General features: G+C 38.5%; 13 protein-coding genes and 1 pseudogene. 13 read left to right on the forward strand and 1 reads right to left on the reverse strand.

From position 1 onward, the window contains the following. Nucleotides 1-41 precede the first annotated feature (41 nt). The 5 genes from I6F50_RS12855 to I6F50_RS12875 all read left to right on the forward strand — a co-directional run bounded on the left by I6F50_RS12855 (nucleotide 42) and on the right by I6F50_RS12875 (nucleotide 6,891). A complete protein-coding gene (locus I6F50_RS12855; RefSeq protein ID WP_165728995.1) occupies nucleotides 42-716 on the forward strand; it encodes an HAD family phosphatase in 675 nt (224 codons plus the stop codon). Between the two features lie 210 nt (nucleotides 717-926). Beyond that, nucleotides 927-2,648, forward strand: coding sequence for a cytosine permease (locus tag I6F50_RS12860; protein ID WP_024591939.1), 1,722 nt, complete (start codon nucleotides 927-929; stop codon nucleotides 2,646-2,648). Between the two features lie 60 nt (nucleotides 2,649-2,708). Further along, the gene (locus I6F50_RS12865; RefSeq protein ID WP_165739947.1) at nucleotides 2,709-4,232 is read left to right on the forward strand and encodes a mannitol dehydrogenase family protein; all 1,524 of its coding nucleotides are present in this window, start codon (nucleotides 2,709-2,711) and stop codon (nucleotides 4,230-4,232) included. A 2-nt stretch (nucleotides 4,233-4,234) separates the two neighbouring features. Then, on the forward strand, nucleotides 4,235-5,152 hold the full coding sequence (locus I6F50_RS12870) for a carbohydrate kinase (protein ID WP_007584308.1): 918 nt from the start codon (nucleotides 4,235-4,237) through the stop codon (nucleotides 5,150-5,152). A 269-nt stretch (nucleotides 5,153-5,421) separates the two neighbouring features. Further along, on the forward strand, nucleotides 5,422-6,891 hold the full coding sequence (locus I6F50_RS12875) for a carbon starvation protein A (RefSeq protein WP_004334688.1): 1,470 nt from the start codon (nucleotides 5,422-5,424) through the stop codon (nucleotides 6,889-6,891). An 87-nt stretch (nucleotides 6,892-6,978) separates the two neighbouring features. Here I6F50_RS12875 and I6F50_RS12880 read toward each other — a convergent pair whose 3' ends face one another. Next, nucleotides 6,979-7,497 carry a TetR/AcrR family transcriptional regulator gene (locus tag I6F50_RS12880; protein ID WP_101163235.1) on the reverse strand — a complete coding sequence of 173 codons (519 nt, stop codon included), beginning with the start codon at nucleotides 7,495-7,497 and terminating at the stop codon, nucleotides 6,979-6,981. A 390-nt stretch (nucleotides 7,498-7,887) separates the two neighbouring features. On the opposite strand from I6F50_RS12880, the gene I6F50_RS12885 reads away from it, so the two are divergent. The 8 genes and pseudogenes from I6F50_RS12885 (at nucleotide 7,888) to I6F50_RS12925 (ending at nucleotide 17,290) form a co-directional block, all read left to right on the forward strand. Continuing rightward, nucleotides 7,888-8,508, forward strand: coding sequence for a glutathione S-transferase family protein (locus tag I6F50_RS12885; protein ID WP_165728991.1), 621 nt, complete (start codon nucleotides 7,888-7,890; stop codon nucleotides 8,506-8,508). A 51-nt stretch (nucleotides 8,509-8,559) separates the two neighbouring features. Then, complete coding sequence (locus I6F50_RS12890; RefSeq protein WP_165728990.1) at nucleotides 8,560-9,252, forward strand: cupin domain-containing protein; 693 nt, start codon at nucleotides 8,560-8,562, stop codon at nucleotides 9,250-9,252. A gap of 119 nt (nucleotides 9,253-9,371) precedes the next feature. Further along, nucleotides 9,372-9,752, forward strand: a complete 381-nt coding sequence (locus I6F50_RS12895) for an STAS/SEC14 domain-containing protein (protein ID WP_165728989.1) — start codon at nucleotides 9,372-9,374, stop codon at nucleotides 9,750-9,752. Between the two features lie 465 nt (nucleotides 9,753-10,217). Beyond that, entirely contained in the window at nucleotides 10,218-13,061 is a 2,844-nt protein-coding gene (locus I6F50_RS12900) for a PQQ-binding-like beta-propeller repeat protein (protein ID WP_165741919.1), read from the forward strand. A gap of 814 nt (nucleotides 13,062-13,875) precedes the next feature. Continuing rightward, complete coding sequence (locus I6F50_RS12905) at nucleotides 13,876-14,361, forward strand: hypothetical protein (RefSeq protein WP_165740551.1); 486 nt, start codon at nucleotides 13,876-13,878, stop codon at nucleotides 14,359-14,361. Between the two features lies 1 nt (nucleotide 14,362). Continuing rightward, on the forward strand, nucleotides 14,363-14,572 hold the full coding sequence (locus I6F50_RS12910; RefSeq protein ID WP_165740552.1) for a hypothetical protein: 210 nt from the start codon (nucleotides 14,363-14,365) through the stop codon (nucleotides 14,570-14,572). Between the two features lie 748 nt (nucleotides 14,573-15,320). Further along, on the forward strand, nucleotides 15,321-15,788 hold the full coding sequence (locus I6F50_RS12920; RefSeq protein WP_165740554.1) for a GNAT family N-acetyltransferase: 468 nt from the start codon (nucleotides 15,321-15,323) through the stop codon (nucleotides 15,786-15,788). A 29-nt stretch (nucleotides 15,789-15,817) separates the two neighbouring features. Next, nucleotides 15,818-17,290, forward strand: a pseudogene (locus I6F50_RS12925) (S41 family peptidase). Nucleotides 17,291-17,294: the final 4 nt, after the last annotated feature.

The raw sequence follows: 17,294 nt of genomic DNA on the forward strand, positions 1-17,294 counted from the left end.
CTTAAATTAGCTAAACCAAACAGTTTTAATAAGGTGACAAGATGAATACTAACATTGAGCTAGTGATATTTGATTGTGATGGCGTTGTTATTGATAGCGAAATTTTAAGCGCACAAGTACTCATTAATATGCTTGTTGAAAAAGGCGTTGATATTGACCGTGCTTATGTACAGCAACACTTTTTAGGCTGCAATTTTAAAACAGTAAGCCAAAAAATAGCGGATGCATTTAATGTCACTCTTCCTGAAAGCTTTGAAGGTGACTACCGCGAAGCACTGTTAAACGAATTTGAAACCGGGCTAACCACGACTGACGGTATAAAAGACGTACTTAACAATTTAGCTGTGCCTATTTGTATAGCTACTAGCAGCAGCCCAGCACGCACCGCAAAAGCGTTGAGCGTAGTGAGTTTAAGTAAGTACTTTAGCGATACGGTTTTTACCAGCAGCGAAGTTAAGCGTGGCAAACCAGCACCCGATTTATTTTTACATGCAGCTAAACAAATGGGTGTAAAGCCAGAGCATTGTTTAGTGATTGAAGACAGTAAAGCCGGCGTAAATGCAGGAATCGACGCCAACATGCAAGTACTGCATTACAGCGGTGGGCAACATATGCAAGGCTCTGTTAATCATGTGCACAGTGCTTACCCAAATGTTGATCATTTACCGCATTGGCAAGATTTTTTTAGTGCATACCCTGCACTTAAAAAGCAGTAAACACGCGGCTTTTTAAATAAACAAAGTTTTAAACGTGATTTGCTCGCCTTACACACTGACAGGCAAGCAAACGCAAAATATAAATGTAGATGGTTTTGCTTTACTAAAAATAAAACAAGACATGGCGAAACATCATGCGTTTATAAGCCAAATTATAAAAGGCAAAGTATTTAGGTATTAAATCTTTTGCTGTTAACAATAGGAAATACCATGGCAACGAGTCCACACACACAAACATTTAAAGATGTAAACGAAGAGCAACTTCCTGTTGCTAATAATAAGCTTCACGGCTGGAAACATTTTGCAGGGCTATATGCTGGCGAACATGTTGCGGCTACTGAATTTGTTATTGGTGCAACGTTTGTTGCATTAGGCGCTTCAACCATCGACATTCTACTGGGTTTATTAATAGGTAACCTGTTAGCAATGTGTTCTTGGTGGCTGATTACTGCACCCATTGCAGTAGAAACCCGCTTAAGTTTATATAACTACTTAAACAAAATCGCTGGTAACTCAATGACCAAGCTCTATAACTGGGCTAACGTGGTTATTTTTAGTGTTATATCGGCCGCGATGATCACGGTATCCTCCACCGCCGTGCGGTTTTTGTTTGATATACCTGCACAACTTGATTGGTATCCAAATAGCTTTTGGTTTGTAGCCATTGTTTTAGCTGTTGGCTCTATTGTTGTGTTTGTTGCGATGTATGGCTTTTCTACGGTTGCTGACTTTTCGAAACTGTGTGCGCCGTGGCTATTTGTTATATTTATTGCAGGTTCGTTCGCGTTATTCCCTGAGCTTTCAAATCACGTATTAGGTTCTACCTCTTTAACTAGCTTTAGCGACTTTATGACCATAGGCGACTCCTCCATATGGACGGGCACCAATGCCGATGGTGAAAAAGGTATTGGCCTATTAGAAGTGATTGGCTTTGCATGGGCTGCTAACTCAATTACTCACTTTGGTTTAATCGACATGGCTATTTTTAGATTTGCTAAACGCAAAAGCTATGGTTTGTTTTCTGGTGTGGGCATGTTTTTTGGTCATTACTTAGCGTGGATCTCTGCCGGTATTATGGGCGCAGGTGTTGCGGTATTACTTAAAACAACTATTTCATCACTTGATCCGGGCGATGTTGCATACCATGCATTAGGTTGGACTGGTTTTGTTATTGTAATTATTGCCGGTTGGACTACAGCTAACGCAAACCTTTACCGTGCAGGCCTTGCAGCACAATCTATATTTGTTAATCAATCACGTGAACGCACAACCGCTATTGTAGGTGTTGTAACCGTGATTATTGCGTGTTTCCCGTTTGTATTTTCACAAATGCTTCCGCTACTTACCTACGCAGGCTTATTAGTTGTGCCAGTAGGCGGCATTGTGTTTGCTGAACATGTGTTATTTCCTAAAATTGGCCTAACACGTTACTGGGCTAAATATAAAAACATTACTCGCAGCGTACCGGCTATAGCATCTTGGGCGTTAGCGCTTGTGTTTGGCTTTGGCTTAAACGCAATTGATGTAATGTCGTTTTACTACTTGTTTATTCCTACGTGGATTTTCACAATTGTTATTTACACGCTTTTAGCTAAAAAATACGGCGCCGGTGAAGATTACACACAAGAGATTGAAGCAGAAGAGCAAGAGCAACGTGATATTAAAGAATATCAAGCCGCTGAAGCTAAAGACATTCCAAAGCCAGTAATTGACAGCTCTGTATTTACCAAAGTACTTAATGCGGTTTCTACGGTTTCACTGGTTATTATTTTTATATTTGCCAGCCAGGTGATGTTTTTCAGTGAAACTATGAGTATGTACAGCGCTAATAAATCGCAATTCGAAATAGCCTGTTTTATTTGTACTGTTATTTATTTTGTTACTGCGTACTGGTCGTTAAAACGCCATAAAGTACTCAATACAGCATCGTAATTACTTATCGTAATACAGTATCGTAATTTATATTTTATTTTTGTTTAGTAAGGTCGCACCATGACGCAACATCAACACACTGACGCTCTAGTTACAGGGCTAAACCAACTAAGCTTGGCTCAATTACCAAGCCATGTTGATACACCAACCTACGACCGTAGCGCAGTTAAAGCCGGTATTGTTCATATTGGCGTGGGCGGTTTTCATCGTGCTCATCAAGCGGTATATGTTAACGAGCTTTTAAAAACCCCAGGCTCTGAGCAATGGGGCATATGTGGTGTTGGCCTTTTAGAGGGTAATCGTGGTCTGCGTGATATTTTAAAGCAGCAAGATTACCTTTATACGCTTACTGTTAGACACCCAGACGGTAAAATAGATAACAAAGTAATAGGCTCAATGATCGACTTTTTGTTTGCTCCAGAGGACAAACAAGCGGTAATTAATAAGTTAGCGCACAGCGATACTAAAATTGTGTCGCTTACTATTACCGAGGGCGGCTACAACTTTAACCCTGCAACGGGCGAGTTTGATTACAGTAATCCAGATATTATTAACGACATTAATAACCCGAACGACCCAATTACAGCGTTTGGTTACATTACGGCTGCGTTAAAACTGCGTAAAGAGCAAGGCTTAGGCGCATTTACAGTGCAGTCGTGCGATAACATTCAGCACAACGGTAACGTAACACGCAAAATGCTTTTAGCCTTTGCTACAGAGCAAGACAAAGACCTAAGTGAGTGGATTGAGCAAAACGTATCGTTTCCAAATGCGATGGTTGACCGTATTACACCGGTATCTAAAAAGAGTGATATTGATTACGTGGTTGATGCATATGGTGTTAGCGACGAGTGGCCAATTACCTGTGAGTCGTTTACACAATGGGTAATAGAGGACACATTTAGTGACTCTCGTCCAAATTGGGATGTTGTTGGTGCTCAGTTTGTTACTGATGTAACGCCTTATGAAACCATGAAAATACGTTTACTTAATGCAGGGCATTCTGTACTTGGTTTATTAGGTTCAATCCATGGCTATGGCACTATTGATGAAACGGTATCGGATGAATTATTTGCCACATACCTGCGTGCTTTTATGGATAAAGAAGTAACGCCAAATCTTGAACCACTTGAAGGCATTGACCTTGAAAGCTACAAAGATACGTTAATAGAGCGTTTTGCTAATCCTAATATTAAAGACAGCCTAGCGCGTATCTGTAGTGAAAGCTCAGCTAAACTGCCTAAGTTTTTAATTGCCACAATTAACGAAAACCTAGTACAAGGTCGAGATGTATCACTGGCAACGCTTGTTATTGCAACTTGGTGTTTATACAGCGATAAGGGTTTAAGTGAAAACGGCGAAAAGCTTGAAATTCAAGATGCGATGCACAAAGAGCTTAATTCTTACGCGCAAGAGACTCAAACTAGCCCGTCTGCACTTTTAAAGTTAACGAGCTTGTTTGGTAAGCTTGAGCATAACGAAACGTTTACTGCTGAATATAAAAAGTCGATTGCTGCGTTGTATGCACCTAATAGTAAAATTAAAGCCATTATGCAGGCTGTACTTGATCAAAAGAGTAACTAATTATGAGCATTTTAATTAATCATAAATCAGGCGAAAACGTAAGTGTTAGCTGCTTTGGCGAAGTGCTGTGGGATTGTTTTGATTCAGGTAAACGCTTAGGTGGCGCGCCACTTAATATGTGTGTGCGTATCAACTCACTAGGCATTAAAGCCGATATGATCAGCGCTGTTGGCAACGACGAGTTAGGCGCTGAGCTACTAGGCGAAATTACTAGCAAAGGCGTAAGCTGCGAATACATTGCTATTAATAGTGACAAAAAAACCAGCACGGTTGAGGTAACACTCGACAGTGGCGGCTCAGCAAGTTATGAAATAGTGGCAGACACTGCGTGGGATAATATAGCGCTTACTGATGAGTTACTTAGTAAAGTTAAAAGTAGCGATGTATTTGTATTTGGCAGCCTAATTGGGCGAAGCGAAGCGTCACTGGCAACATTAAATCAACTAGTTGATGTAGCAAACTTTAAAGTATTTGACGTAAACCTACGTGCACCGCATTACAAGCTAGAAACACTTGTAGATTTAATGAATAAAGCAGACTTTATTAAATTAAACGATGAAGAGCTATACGAAATAGCAAAAGCGATGGGTTGTAAGTTTCATTCGCTTGAACAAAATTTAGCGTTTATAGCACAGCAAACAAATACCGATTACTTATGTGTAACCAAAGGTAGCCACGGTGCTTTATTAACAATCAAAGGCGAGAATTTTTATAATTCAGGTTATTTAATTAGCGTAATTGACACTGTTGGCGCAGGGGATTCGTTTTTAGGTTCGTTAATTTATCAGCTTTGTAGCAACGACGACGCGCAATATGCCGTTGACTTTGCATGTGCCGTTGGAGCAATGGTCGCCGAAAGTTCTGGCGCAACACCTACTTTAACGCATCAACAAATTAGTGAGTTTATGAACCCACTTTAAAAAACATTGTGTGTGAAAGCGGTTATAACGTAAAAGTTTAACCGCTTTTTTTGTGCCCAAAATAAGACGTGTGTAATAAATATTCAATGTGGAGCGTTAAGTGTGCAGGTTGCGTAAATAGTGGCTTATATCGATTATTGTATTAGCTAAACGTCTTATTGTTTGAGGGTTGAAGCTTTGTTATTGTTCGTCGATTATTCACGGATTGAAAAGGCGGGGCGACACACAATGCGCTCTATAACTAAAATACAAAAAGAGAAACGTGCTTTATGATCATCTTTTTTATCTGCCTCACTATTTTAATACTGGGCTATAAGTTTTACAGCCCATTTGTTGAAAAACAAGCCGGTTTGGATTCAACTGCTGACACACCACAAAAACGCTTTAGCGAAGGTGTGGATTACGTAGCCATTCACCCAGTAAGAGCATTTTTAATTCAGTTTTTAAACATTGCTGGCGTAGGCCCAATATTTGGCCCAATTTTAGGTGCTTTATACGGACCAGTTGCACTAGTATGGATTGTACTGGGTAATGTTTTAGGTGGCGCTGTACACGACTTCTTCTCAGGTGTAATGAGTATAAAAGAAGACGGTAAAAGCCTACCAGAAATCGCAGGCCATTATTACAACGTCGTATTTAAAGGCTTTATGCTTGTATTTACTGCCATGCTACTGTTTTTTGTAGGTGTAGTATTTATTATGAGCCCTGCAGGTTTGCTAAGTAACCTTGATTTTTTTGAAGGTACAATACTGGCAAATAATACCTTTTGGGTACTCGCTATTTTAGCGTATTACTTTTTAGCTACCTTGCTACCAATTGATAAAATCATTACTAAGTTTTACCCAATTTTTGGTGCGCTAATGATTGTAATGACAGTGGCAATTGCTATTTCATTACTTATTAATGCGCCGCACTTACCGGTACCAAGTGACTTTTTAGCTTACTTTGAAGCTGATCACGCACATGACTTTTTAGAGCCAAACCCTGATGGATTACCAACATGGCCATTGTTATTTATAACAATTACCTGTGGTGCTATTAGTGGTTTCCACTCTACTCAAGCGCCAATTATTGCGCGTTGTTTAACTAACGAAAAATACGTACGTCCAGTTTACTACGGCGCTATGATGTGTGAAGGTATTGTAGGTTGTGTATGGGCACTTGCTGGTATTGCAGCGTTCCCAGATGGTTACGCGGGCTTAAAAGCATTGCTTGATCAAGGTGGTCCAGGTTTAGTTGTTAACCATGTAGCTAACAGTTACTTAGGTGTATTTGGCGGTATAATGGCAATTATTGCAGTAGCCGTTTTCCCAATTACTTCTGGTGATACAGCGTTCCGCTCATTACGTTTAACCGTTGTTGATGCGTTTAATATTCCGCAAAGTTTACGTAACCGTTTATTAGTAGCGGTGCCTATACTTGCTATAGCGTACTTTATGACGAAGCTCGATTTCTCATTAATTTGGCGCTACTTTGCATTTTCAAACATGCTGCTTTCTACAAGCGTATTATGGCTTGCCACTAAGTACCTGTTTGACCGTGGTACATTCCATTGGATTGCCAGTGTTCCTGCTGTTATAGCAACTGCGGTAACGGTTTCTTATATTGGTACTGCCGCAATTGGTCTTAACTTATCAAGTGATTTAGGTAAACCTATTGGCGCTGTAGTAACAGTGATTGGCTTAATTGTTTTAGCTATTGTGCACTCTAAGCATAAAGTTAAACCAACAGCGGTTTAATAATAATCACATAAGTTATTTCAAGCATTAAAAAAGCGAGCTATTCATAATGAATAGCTCGCTTTTTTTGTGTACTAAATTTAGGTATTACTGAGTTGCAAGTTCAAAGTAACTGTTATCGTCGAGCGTTTTGCTTATCATCATAGCACCCTCAAGCAAGCTCACTGTTTGAATAGCCGCTTTAGTAGGGTTGAGTTCACCATTAGCTAAATGCGCAGCGCTAAGCCATGTTAAATTTTGATTAAAAAAGCGTTTTACTTCAAGGCGTACTTTATCTGGAAGGCTATCGCTTTCGGCTCCTAGCAAACCACATAAACACATTTTACGATCGGTTACTAATGCACTTCTAAAAAGCTGAGTGTACACATCAATAGGATTTTTACCGCTTGCTTTAAGCTCGTTTGGCTCGCCTAACGCAGCTAAAAAAGAATTAGTATATTGATGAGCAAGCTCAGCACCTAAATCGGCCTTAGTCGGAAAGTGATAGTGCACACTGGCGCTCTTAATTCCAACTTCGCTTGCGAGCTCTCTAAAACTAAAATTACTGTACCCGCCAAGGCGCACCTTGTTTTCAGCTGCTTTTAATAACGCTTCTTTTTTACTCACTTTTAATATTTTCCTATCTACAGTAATACCAATTTTATTAAAACATGATCATTGTATCGCATTAAACAACTCACTAACTGCGTTAAAAATTATTCATATAGAATAACTAGATGTCATAATTTTCGCCTTGTTATTGCGCTATTTTCTTAGCGCAATAATAGATCACTTATTTAATGCAATTGGAATAGCAAAATTATCGACCAGTAGGTAGTTATTTACAAGCGTTTTTATTTTTAAGCAACCCCCTAATTTTATTATGAATTAAGTTAAATCCTATAAATCAGAAAAATTTAAACGTTGACTTAAATTTAGTTTAATACTATAAATTACCTACCGGTAGGTAGGTTGCTGCCATTAATTCACTTTTAAACAATAAAGATAGAGATTGCTATGAAAATTTATGATGTAGAAAACTTTCCAAACCCACTTCGTGTTCGTATCGCTTTAGCTGAAAAAAATGCCACTGCAAATGTTGAGTTTGTACCTGTTGATTTATTAAATGGTGAGCACAGAACAGAAGCCTTCTTAGCTAAAAATCCATTAGCAGGTGTGCCCGTATTAGAGCTAGATGACGGCACGTTTATATCAGAAAGTACCGCTATTACTGAGTATATTGATACCGCATTTGAAGGCCCATCTTTAATGGGTGAAACCGCAAAAGAGCGTGCAGTAATTAACATGATGCAAAAACGCGCAGAATCTATGGTGCTTGACGCTGTGGCAACTTACTTTCATCATGCAACTGATGGTTTAGGTCCAGAGCTTGAAACGTATCAAAATGTGGCGTGGGGTGAAAAACAAGGCGAAAAGGCACGCCAAGGGTTTAGCTATTTTAATGATGTATTAGCGCAATCAGCATTTGTTGGTGGTGAGCAGTTTAGTATTGCTGATATTACATTGTATGCTGGGCTGGTATTTGCTGGATTTGCACAAATAGCAATCCCAAATGAGTTAACCCATTTAGTAGCATGGCAAGAAAAAGTAGCAAAACGCCCAAGTGTTGCTGCTTAATTTACTTGTTTTAGGTTAGGGTTTAAGTAAAACACCGGTTAGGAGCCAAATATGAAAATTGCTGCCGATTTTAGTAAGCGAGTTGTAGTACATAGCGAAACACTCCCGTGGGTTGCATCGCCAATGGCGGGCGTTGATAGACGAGCGCTGGATCGGGTGGGCGACGAAGTTGCTCGCGCAACAACTATTGTTCGTTATGCACCGGGCAGTGAATTTTCACCACATGTACATACAGGTGGTGAGGAGTTTGTTGTGCTAGAAGGTGTATTTCAAGATGAGCATGGCGATTTTCCGGCAGGTTCCTATATCCGTAACCCTCCGCAATCAAAGCATAAACCGGGATCTGAAAACGGCTGCGTTATATTTGTAAAGTTATGGCAGTTTCAGCCAGAGGATCGAACGCATGTGCGTTTGCAAACAGACTTGATGCAAAGTACGGTGCATCCACATTTTAAAAATGTAGCCGTAACACCTTTATATAAAGACGACTTTGAAGACGTAAGCTTATTACACTTTGAGCCTAATGCCGACATGGTTATAAACGCAAAAGGTGGAGCAGAGCTTCTAGTACTTGAGGGCTCGTTTGACGAGCAAGCCGATACCCTTGTAAAAAACAGTTGGTTAAGAGTGCCTATTAATAGCACTATTAATGTTAAAGCGGGAAGTAACGGTGCAAAGGTATGGCTTAAAACAGGCCATTTAACTGATGTAGAAAACCAGATCTCTCGTGTACAAAACGCATAATTGAGTAGTTTATTTAAGATTATTTATTGATCTAGTTCAGGGCTATTTATTGATTTAGTTCAGGACTAATTAACTTTAGAAGGTGTATTTTTGTTACTTACTATTTAAGGAGAGTGGCAATGGTACACACAATACATGGTTTATCTATTGGTCTTGAACGTGCAGGACGAGAGTTTTTTTTAAAACTTAAAGCCGTTGGTACACTTACTCACGACGACTATAAAATAATCACCCCAATGATAAATTCAGCACTTAGCGAAGTTAATCATCCTGTAGTAAATGTTTTAATAGATGGTAGTGAACTTGAAGGCTGGGAACTACGCGCAGCGTGGGACGACCTCAAGTTAGGTGTTAAGCACTCTAAAGAATTTAAAAAAGTAGCTATTTACGGTAATAAAGAGTGGCAAGCGCGAATGGCGAAAATAGGTAACTGGTTTATATCGGGTGAGGTTCAATACTTTGAAAATGCTACCGCAGCCATAGATTGGCTAGACGAATAGCCTGATTGAAAACTTAAATTAAAGCACTCTTATAGAGTGCTTTTTTGCTTTATGGATAACGTTATTTGATGAATTACTATAACTGGCGCGGGCCATATAGCTATAATCGAATGCTTGCCCCTGCTGTAGCAGAAGACAAACTTAACTTACTGTCCGGAATTAGTTGACCACAACAGTCTTGTTTTGTAGTAAGAGCGCTAATGACTTATTTTAATGGATGAAATGAAATAACCCGGCGATAAAAGATAAATTATTAATCTTAAATTAAATTTAATGGCACCGTTTTGTATATTTCATTAGGGTGGCAGTCTAGTTCAGTAAAAAGATGAACGCTTAGTCCAAAAGTAAATTTAGTGATTCGGCTTTGTCTATTTAATTATAGCAATTAAAGTGGTTCTCTTGTTTAATTATTCCGCATAATAGAAATATAAAATGTTTGAGTAAATACTTAATTCAGGGATAAAAATGAAAATTATAATCAAAAAAATGTCATACCTTGTATTATGTGTATTGCTAACAAGCGGTTGCACTACCGCTAGTCCTAGTAGATTAGGGCCTTATGTAACGCCTGCGTTGTATAGTATTGAAACCCCATACACTATTAGTAAAGTGAGATCAGCTAATCGCAAATCTGGCTCATACATCGTAGGCTCAAGTTACGAGGGGACTTTATTTGCAGTAGATTATGACGGTAAAGTTTTATGGGAAAATAAATTGTCTGGTTTTATGAACCATGATGTTTGGACACAAGATATTACCGGTGATGGTAATGATGAAATATTGACCGCTAATGCAGATGGTCATGTGTATTGTTTATCCGACAAAGGTAAATTGAAATGGTCATTTAAAATTAATGATGCACCTATGTACTCTGTTACTGCTATAAAAAAAGATAATACTTCATATGTGGTCGCCGGTGGTTTTGATAATAATTTTTATTATTTAGACACTCAAGGTAAGTTAATAAAAACCATTGCATCTTCAACTTATTCAATTGAAAAATCGCGCCCAAACAAAGCAACCAAAGATAACCCTCAGGCGCGCTCTCAACCAGCTAAACGTCACTCAATCAACTTTTTAAGAGCACTTAAACAAGCCGACGGTAGTGATGTTTTAGCGGTGCTAGGTGTTGTTAATTCAATGCAAGGATCTGGCGCTATATATTTATTTAAACCACTCGTAGATAAGCCATTTATTGCTGACCCATTAAAAGCGATGCGCTCACCCATTGGTGATATACGTGTAGTAGATATTGATGACGACGCAAATCAAGAGGTGCTTTTGGGCAGCACTAAAATGAAAAACCAAAGCATCGCCTTATATGATCCTAAAACAAAGTCTGAAACCGTTATTCCATTAAAAACAATATCACCTATATTCGGTAAGTTTGGTTATCGAATAGCTCAAACCGAACTAGTTGAATATCAAGGTGAAAAAAGTATATTTATCCTTTACGGTAATAGTTTAACTATTATTCCTGCCACTATGAAAAAAGCTAAAACTAAAGCTAATGTGGTTACAGGAAAGTATTCGTATAACGATATGTGGAAAGACCCTGCAACAAATAAAATTATTTTAGCCAGTAGTCAAAGTGGTGGTAGCAGCATTCACGTTTTAGATATTGCGAAAAAAGGATGGGATAATCAATTTAAAAACTTAAACCCTCCTGGAAAAATTGCTGCTATTTTGAATAATATTGACAAGGTAAACCAGCAGTTAACGCATTACCAAGAAACGACATATAAACATAAACCATTACCTGTATATTTAATGTCTGATATAAATAAGACATCAAAGAAAGTGGTTAAACACATCACGAATGAATACGATAGCCCTATATTTCTTGATTCAGGCAACCTGGGTACTGAAAATTGGGATCGTTCTGCAATACCGAACAAGGTTTATCAAAATAAACGTGACCGAAGAAAAAAATATGATTTATCGCAAGCCGAAATATTAGAAAAAGCCAAACAACTCTACAGTGGTGATGTTGGTGCAGCCTATTGGGGCGGTCATGGTAACGATCCATACTACCGTAGTTTAGATACTCATATTAAAACCTTAAAAGTAGCCAATGGGAAAAAATCTGTTTTAATTTTTCCTGAAGTGGCTCACTACGATAAAGATTTTGAAATAATGTTAGAAGATTTTATGTTTCCTTTAGCGGAGGCGGCACAAAAACTCAACGGCAACTTGTTTTTAAGGAACAAGCACACGTTCTGGCAATCAATGGTTTATAAAAAAGGGTGGTCAAGGCTAATTTCCGGTGAATTTGCCGATGTTTTTGTACCTGCAATGGAAGAAACTACTGATAAATCGATGGAATTAAGCATTGCCGGTAGAGTCGGTTTGTGGGCTAGTGGTTCGGTTAACAGTTGGGGAGCGCGTTTAGCTCGAGACAACACAAGTTATGATCGATTAAGACAAAATTCGCATCAAATGTTGCCTAATCATGCTCTGCGACAGTACATCTATAGTGCAGCTAATGGCGCGACTTATATTAATAATTTTCCTGTTGACCAAACACACATGAAAACCTTTTGGGATTTAATTGGCAAAGGCGCGTTGTACATACCTAAACCTAATGAAATTTTAAGCTATTCACCTGTAAATATTGGCATGTTGCCACCAGATAACCATTATTTAGATGAAGGGAATAATGTTAAAACAACGTCGCTGTATGATCAAAAGGTCGAAGATGAAAATCCAATGGTATTCAGCCGACTAAATGGCTCATGGCCTGGTGCTCCTGTGACTGAGTGGGATTTTTCACGTTATGCCGCAGGTGTTAAAGAAAGGCGTTTGGGTTTCTTACCTCAATACCCAAACGGTTTAGTGTTAATTACACCACCACAAAAGGGCGTATTCGCTGATGATAAAGCAGCTAGAGGTGCTTTAGTTGATCATTTACACCCTATTTATAAAAACATTATGCAAGAGTACTTAACTGACGGTAGGGAGTATGTTTCTGCAGATGGAAAACAACATTTTTCAGCAAAAGAGTTTTATAAAACGATAGAAAAAAGTATTAAAGAGAAATCAGCGTTATTACCAATTACCGTTAAAGGAAATGTTGCCTGGGTTGTTGCGCAAACATCCCCTACTAATTTACGTTTAACCTTGATTGACGGCGGTTATATTAATCCACAAACAGCACTAGCTGAGGTAACCTTTAACACTATATCGCCTAAAAAAATTAAAGATATTTTGTCAGGGGATGAGTTTAAAATCACAAATGGGAAGATTAATGTTCAGTTACCTACAGGTGGGTTTAGGTTTTTAGATATCACTTTAGAAAAACGATTATAGAAAAATGGGTGCAATAAAAGAAACCGTATATTTTGGAGCTTACAAAATATAGTACTATAAAATTAATTACTCTGATTAAAGTTTACGTGATAAAGAAACCTTAATGTATATAAAATATTACTTATAGTGCGCTGCTATTTTAGAGCGCGCTGACCTTTGGTTTTTTCTAGGGAAGATGCTCCTTTGTTACCTACACGGATGTCATAGTTAAGTACTTAAGAAAAATGTTAAGTACAGCCTTAATAATTTGGCTCAGGTCTTTCTTTTTGCCTTTAGTGTTTATAAATAATGAATCACACAAAAAGCTGAGCTATGTAGACAAAATGAAAGTAAAAATAGACAGACCAATTGCTCGACAACAGCTGTTTATTAAAGAAAGCCAAATGACTTGACCGTATAGAGCCTACTTTTCTTCAAATAGAAAGCGGAATATTACAGTGATTTAAGGCATGAATAAATTGACCTTACGGGGCCTGGTGAAAGTGAATGCCTTTAATTTATTGTGCGGCAGCTGTATTACCTTGTTCATAATATAGAAAAGCTGCAAAATACGATACATTAAGAAGGGGAAGCCCTTTTAACCTAAATTTAAGCTACTCAAGCACTCTTAATCCCTTCCAAAACGCCAATTAAAACAATATCAAATACTTCTATATTCTGCGTAAAAATACAGTAATCAATTGAACCAAAATAGGAACTCAGCTATGGTTTATTAATCAATAAAAACAAATAAAAAAACGAGTTAATCTACAGGCTCGTTATATTTACAGGAGGTAACTTGAGAGAGAGGCATCCCGTTTGGGAAGTATATGACTTGCTACGAACAGCAAAGTTGAATGAGAAATACTTTGGATACAGGCTCCAAAAGTATGTACGAATTAACAATTTAATGGAGTTTACTATCGCTGCAACAGCCTCGACATCTGCTATAGCTGGCTTAACTTTGTGGAGTGACGGTCTGGGTGGTGTTTTTTGGCAAGTATTTTTGGTCATTTCGGCGGTTATATCTGTTGCGAAACCAATCTTAGGTATAACCAAAAGAGTGCGTCTATATGAAGAAGTACTTAGCGAATATCGAGTTTTATCATATGAGTTGATACAGCTAAAAGTGAGTATCAGTACGACTAGGGAATACAATGAAACTCACGAAATTAAGTTCAATGAAATTATGGAAAAACAAGCGACTTTAGTCAGTAAGTCTCCTGAAAGCACTGAAAAAAAAGCAGTAAAAACAAAATGTATCGATGAAGTTCTCAAAGCATATCCACCTGAAAGCTTCTTTGTTCCAAAAGGTATCTGAGATGTCAAAAAAAGAAAGTAACGACGTAGGTAAAGGCTCTACGAAAGGTAGCGATAAAGACGGTGTTGGGCGAGGTAAAGCATCTCGTGGTGATTCAGGTAAGGGTCCGTGGCGGGGTACTCCTAGTGGTAAGGGGCGCAGTCAGGGAAAGGGCTCTGATGACAAACCTATGATACATGTTGAACCTGATAACCCATGGCCAAGAAAATAAACATAGCAAACTGTTTAAGAGTGATTCACAACACGCGGCATTTTTACTATCCGTTGGTTTTAGTGGTTAAGGTGTTATGCGGCGGCATCGGTATTGCGTTGCTCACACCTTAACTCGGCGTTGAGGCTGTAGAATTACTCTTTCTAGGAACGTATCTTACTATATTTAATTGATTGTTTTTTTAACCTTTAATCCATCTATTCGCTATGATCTAATAGATATTATTCACCTATGGTAAACCGTTATGGCACTTTCTTTGGGTGAGAAGTTAAGCCTGACTTATCCTGTCAAAATAAATTCATTCCTATCAATTTCGCTGAGCAAATTCTGCCGGGAACCTTTGAATATGCCCTTTGTTATATCATCGAAAATAAGCTCGATTTATCGGGATTTGACGCGTGGTATAACAACAACAAAACGGGCACGGCGGCGTATCCGCCTTCGGTAATGCTAAAATTATTTTATTGGGCTATGCGTATGGTTTTATCAGTAGTCGCCGAATAAAATCAAACTAGACACTCATCATAAACCTTGCTCTTTTAGTCTAAATAAAAGCCACTTAAACACCCGTAATCCATTCCCAAATGCTAATTAAAACAACATTAAACTCTTTTTTATATGCTGGGTAAAAGTAGAGCAATAGATTGAACCAAAATAGGAACTCAGCTATGGTTTGTTTATTAATAAAAAATAAAAAACGAGTTAATCTATAGGCTCGTTATATGGCTTTCACTGTACTGGAGATAAAATGGAAATTGTTTATCTAGCTGATCATGAAGATCAAATTCCTAAAGTAGCTGAATGGTATTTTGAAGAATGGGGGCACCTTCTCGAAAACCCCTTAGATAATATATTTGTTTCAAGACTCCAGTCTTGCCTTAATAAAACTAAGTTTCCATTGGTCATTTTAGCGATAGATGGCGAAGAACTTTTAGGTGCTGCACAAATAAAGCTTAATCAAATGTCCATTTATCCAAATAAAGAGCTTTGGTTGGCGGGTATATATGTTGAACCTAAATATCGAGGTAATAACGTTGCAGCAAGCCTTATTAAAAGAATTCAAGAGATTGCGATTACATTAAGAGTAGAAACCCTGCACTTACAGACAGAAGACCTATCGGGGGGGTTATATGCAAAGCTGGGCTGGAAACCAGATGAATGCGTTAATTTTCGTAATATCGACGTAATGGTTATGTCAAAAAGGTTGAATGCATAGCCACATAACAACACTAAATACGGATTTTTATGACTATAAAAACAAAAATAATCAACTATGTATTACTCCCAACTTTACTATTATCCTCTGTTGCAAATGCTGAACAAAAGCCCGTTATACCCACTACATTTGAGCAGTGGCGCAGCATAACAGAGCGAGATATTGAGGCCGCTTATAGTATTACTGCACAAAATCACCCGGGTATGTTTGATGTTAATAACCCAACTTTCCCTGGTTTATTAAAACAAGCAAAAGCAGAGGCACTTGCACTCTCGTCACAAGCGAGCGGTCCGCAAGTTCATGTAGCGGCAATTGCACGCTTTAGCACTATGTTACAAGATGGTCATGCTGGTGCGTTTTCAAGCGTAGATAGACCCGCGCGCCGCTGGCCAGGCTTTAGTGCTGTTTGGCGAGGTGATGCGCTAAAAGTGTATTACAGCGAAGCCAGCAATATTAGCAAAGGCGAGGTTGTAAGCCAATGTGATAGGCAAAGCACTGATACCTTAATGCGTGAGAGAATATTTAAGTTTCATGGTGAAGTGGCACAACCTGGGCACTGGTGGCAGCAAGGTTGGCGGTTACTAATTGACGAGGGTAATCCATTTTTAACTCCCCTAAAAGAATGCGAATTTGTTAAAGCCAATGGTGATACCTATACACAAGCACTAAATTGGTCAGTAAAGCCTAAGTCAGCAAGTAAGCATTTAGAAAATGCTTATAACGATGATGAACTCCCCATTGATTTAACGTGGCCTGAAAAAAACATTGGTTGGATTGCTATGCCTAGCTTTTCATCAACCGATAAACAAACTGCTGCCTACAATAAAGTGTTTGAAAAAATACAACAGCAACGTAGCAAGTTACTTACTGCAAAAGCCGTGGTATTAGATTTGCGCCATAACTAAGGTGGTTCATCTTATTGGAGCTCACAAATAGCAAAAGGATTATGGGGCCAAAAAGTAGTAGAGCAAAAAGCAAATAATACTTCTCAAAACACGCAAGTATGGTGGAGAGCATCAAAAGATAATACTGACTATGTAGAGTCTTTATTTAGCGTTGTAAAAGATCAACCCGAAGTACTGAAAACTCTTAAAACCGTCGCTGCTGGCATGGCTCTATCACTTGAAAATGATGCCCCGTTTTATGTAGAAGAAAAGACTAATACGCTAAATAACATACCACATACACCTTTAGTGAGTGACTTTAAAACCAAGGTGTTTGTTATTGTTCCGCCGCAATGTGCTAGTGCTTGTTTAGATGCACTTGATAAGTTTAAGCTTTTTGAAAATACAACGTTATTTGGTGCACCAAGTAGTGCTGATTCTATGTATATGGAGGTACGTTTAGCTGATTTACCTTCAGGCTTAGGCAAAGTTATTGTACCTAACAAAGTATACGTAAACAGAGCGCGAGGGGCAGGGGATTTTTACAAACCCGATGTGGCGTATAACGGCCTTGATTGGACAACCAATGTGTTGCTTGAGCAAATAAAAACGCTATAAAAAA

The organism is Pseudoalteromonas sp. NZS127_1 (assembly GCF_015864295.1).
GTDB lineage: Bacteria > Pseudomonadota > Gammaproteobacteria > Enterobacterales > Alteromonadaceae > Pseudoalteromonas > Pseudoalteromonas arctica.

What these genes read in the sequence shown, in the direction of transcription:
- I6F50_RS12920 (WP_165740554.1), top strand. Translation starts at nt 15,321, where the DNA reads ATGGAAATTGTTTATCTAGCTGATCATGAAGATCAAATTCCTAAAGTA.
- I6F50_RS12885 (WP_165728991.1), top strand. Translation starts at nt 7,888, where the DNA reads ATGAAAATTTATGATGTAGAAAACTTTCCAAACCCACTTCGTGTTCGT.
- I6F50_RS12860 (WP_024591939.1), top strand. Translation starts at nt 927, where the DNA reads ATGGCAACGAGTCCACACACACAAACATTTAAAGATGTAAACGAAGAG.
- I6F50_RS12870 (WP_007584308.1), top strand. Translation starts at nt 4,235, where the DNA reads ATGAGCATTTTAATTAATCATAAATCAGGCGAAAACGTAAGTGTTAGC.
- I6F50_RS12895 (WP_165728989.1), top strand. Translation starts at nt 9,372, where the DNA reads ATGGTACACACAATACATGGTTTATCTATTGGTCTTGAACGTGCAGGA.
- I6F50_RS12910 (WP_165740552.1), top strand. Translation starts at nt 14,363, where the DNA reads ATGTCAAAAAAAGAAAGTAACGACGTAGGTAAAGGCTCTACGAAAGGT.
- I6F50_RS12865 (WP_165739947.1), top strand. Translation starts at nt 2,709, where the DNA reads ATGACGCAACATCAACACACTGACGCTCTAGTTACAGGGCTAAACCAA.
- I6F50_RS12890 (WP_165728990.1), top strand. Translation starts at nt 8,560, where the DNA reads ATGAAAATTGCTGCCGATTTTAGTAAGCGAGTTGTAGTACATAGCGAA.
- I6F50_RS12875 (WP_004334688.1), top strand. Translation starts at nt 5,422, where the DNA reads ATGATCATCTTTTTTATCTGCCTCACTATTTTAATACTGGGCTATAAG.
- I6F50_RS12900 (WP_165741919.1), top strand. Translation starts at nt 10,218, where the DNA reads ATGAAAATTATAATCAAAAAAATGTCATACCTTGTATTATGTGTATTG.
- I6F50_RS12855 (WP_165728995.1), top strand. Translation starts at nt 42, where the DNA reads ATGAATACTAACATTGAGCTAGTGATATTTGATTGTGATGGCGTTGTT.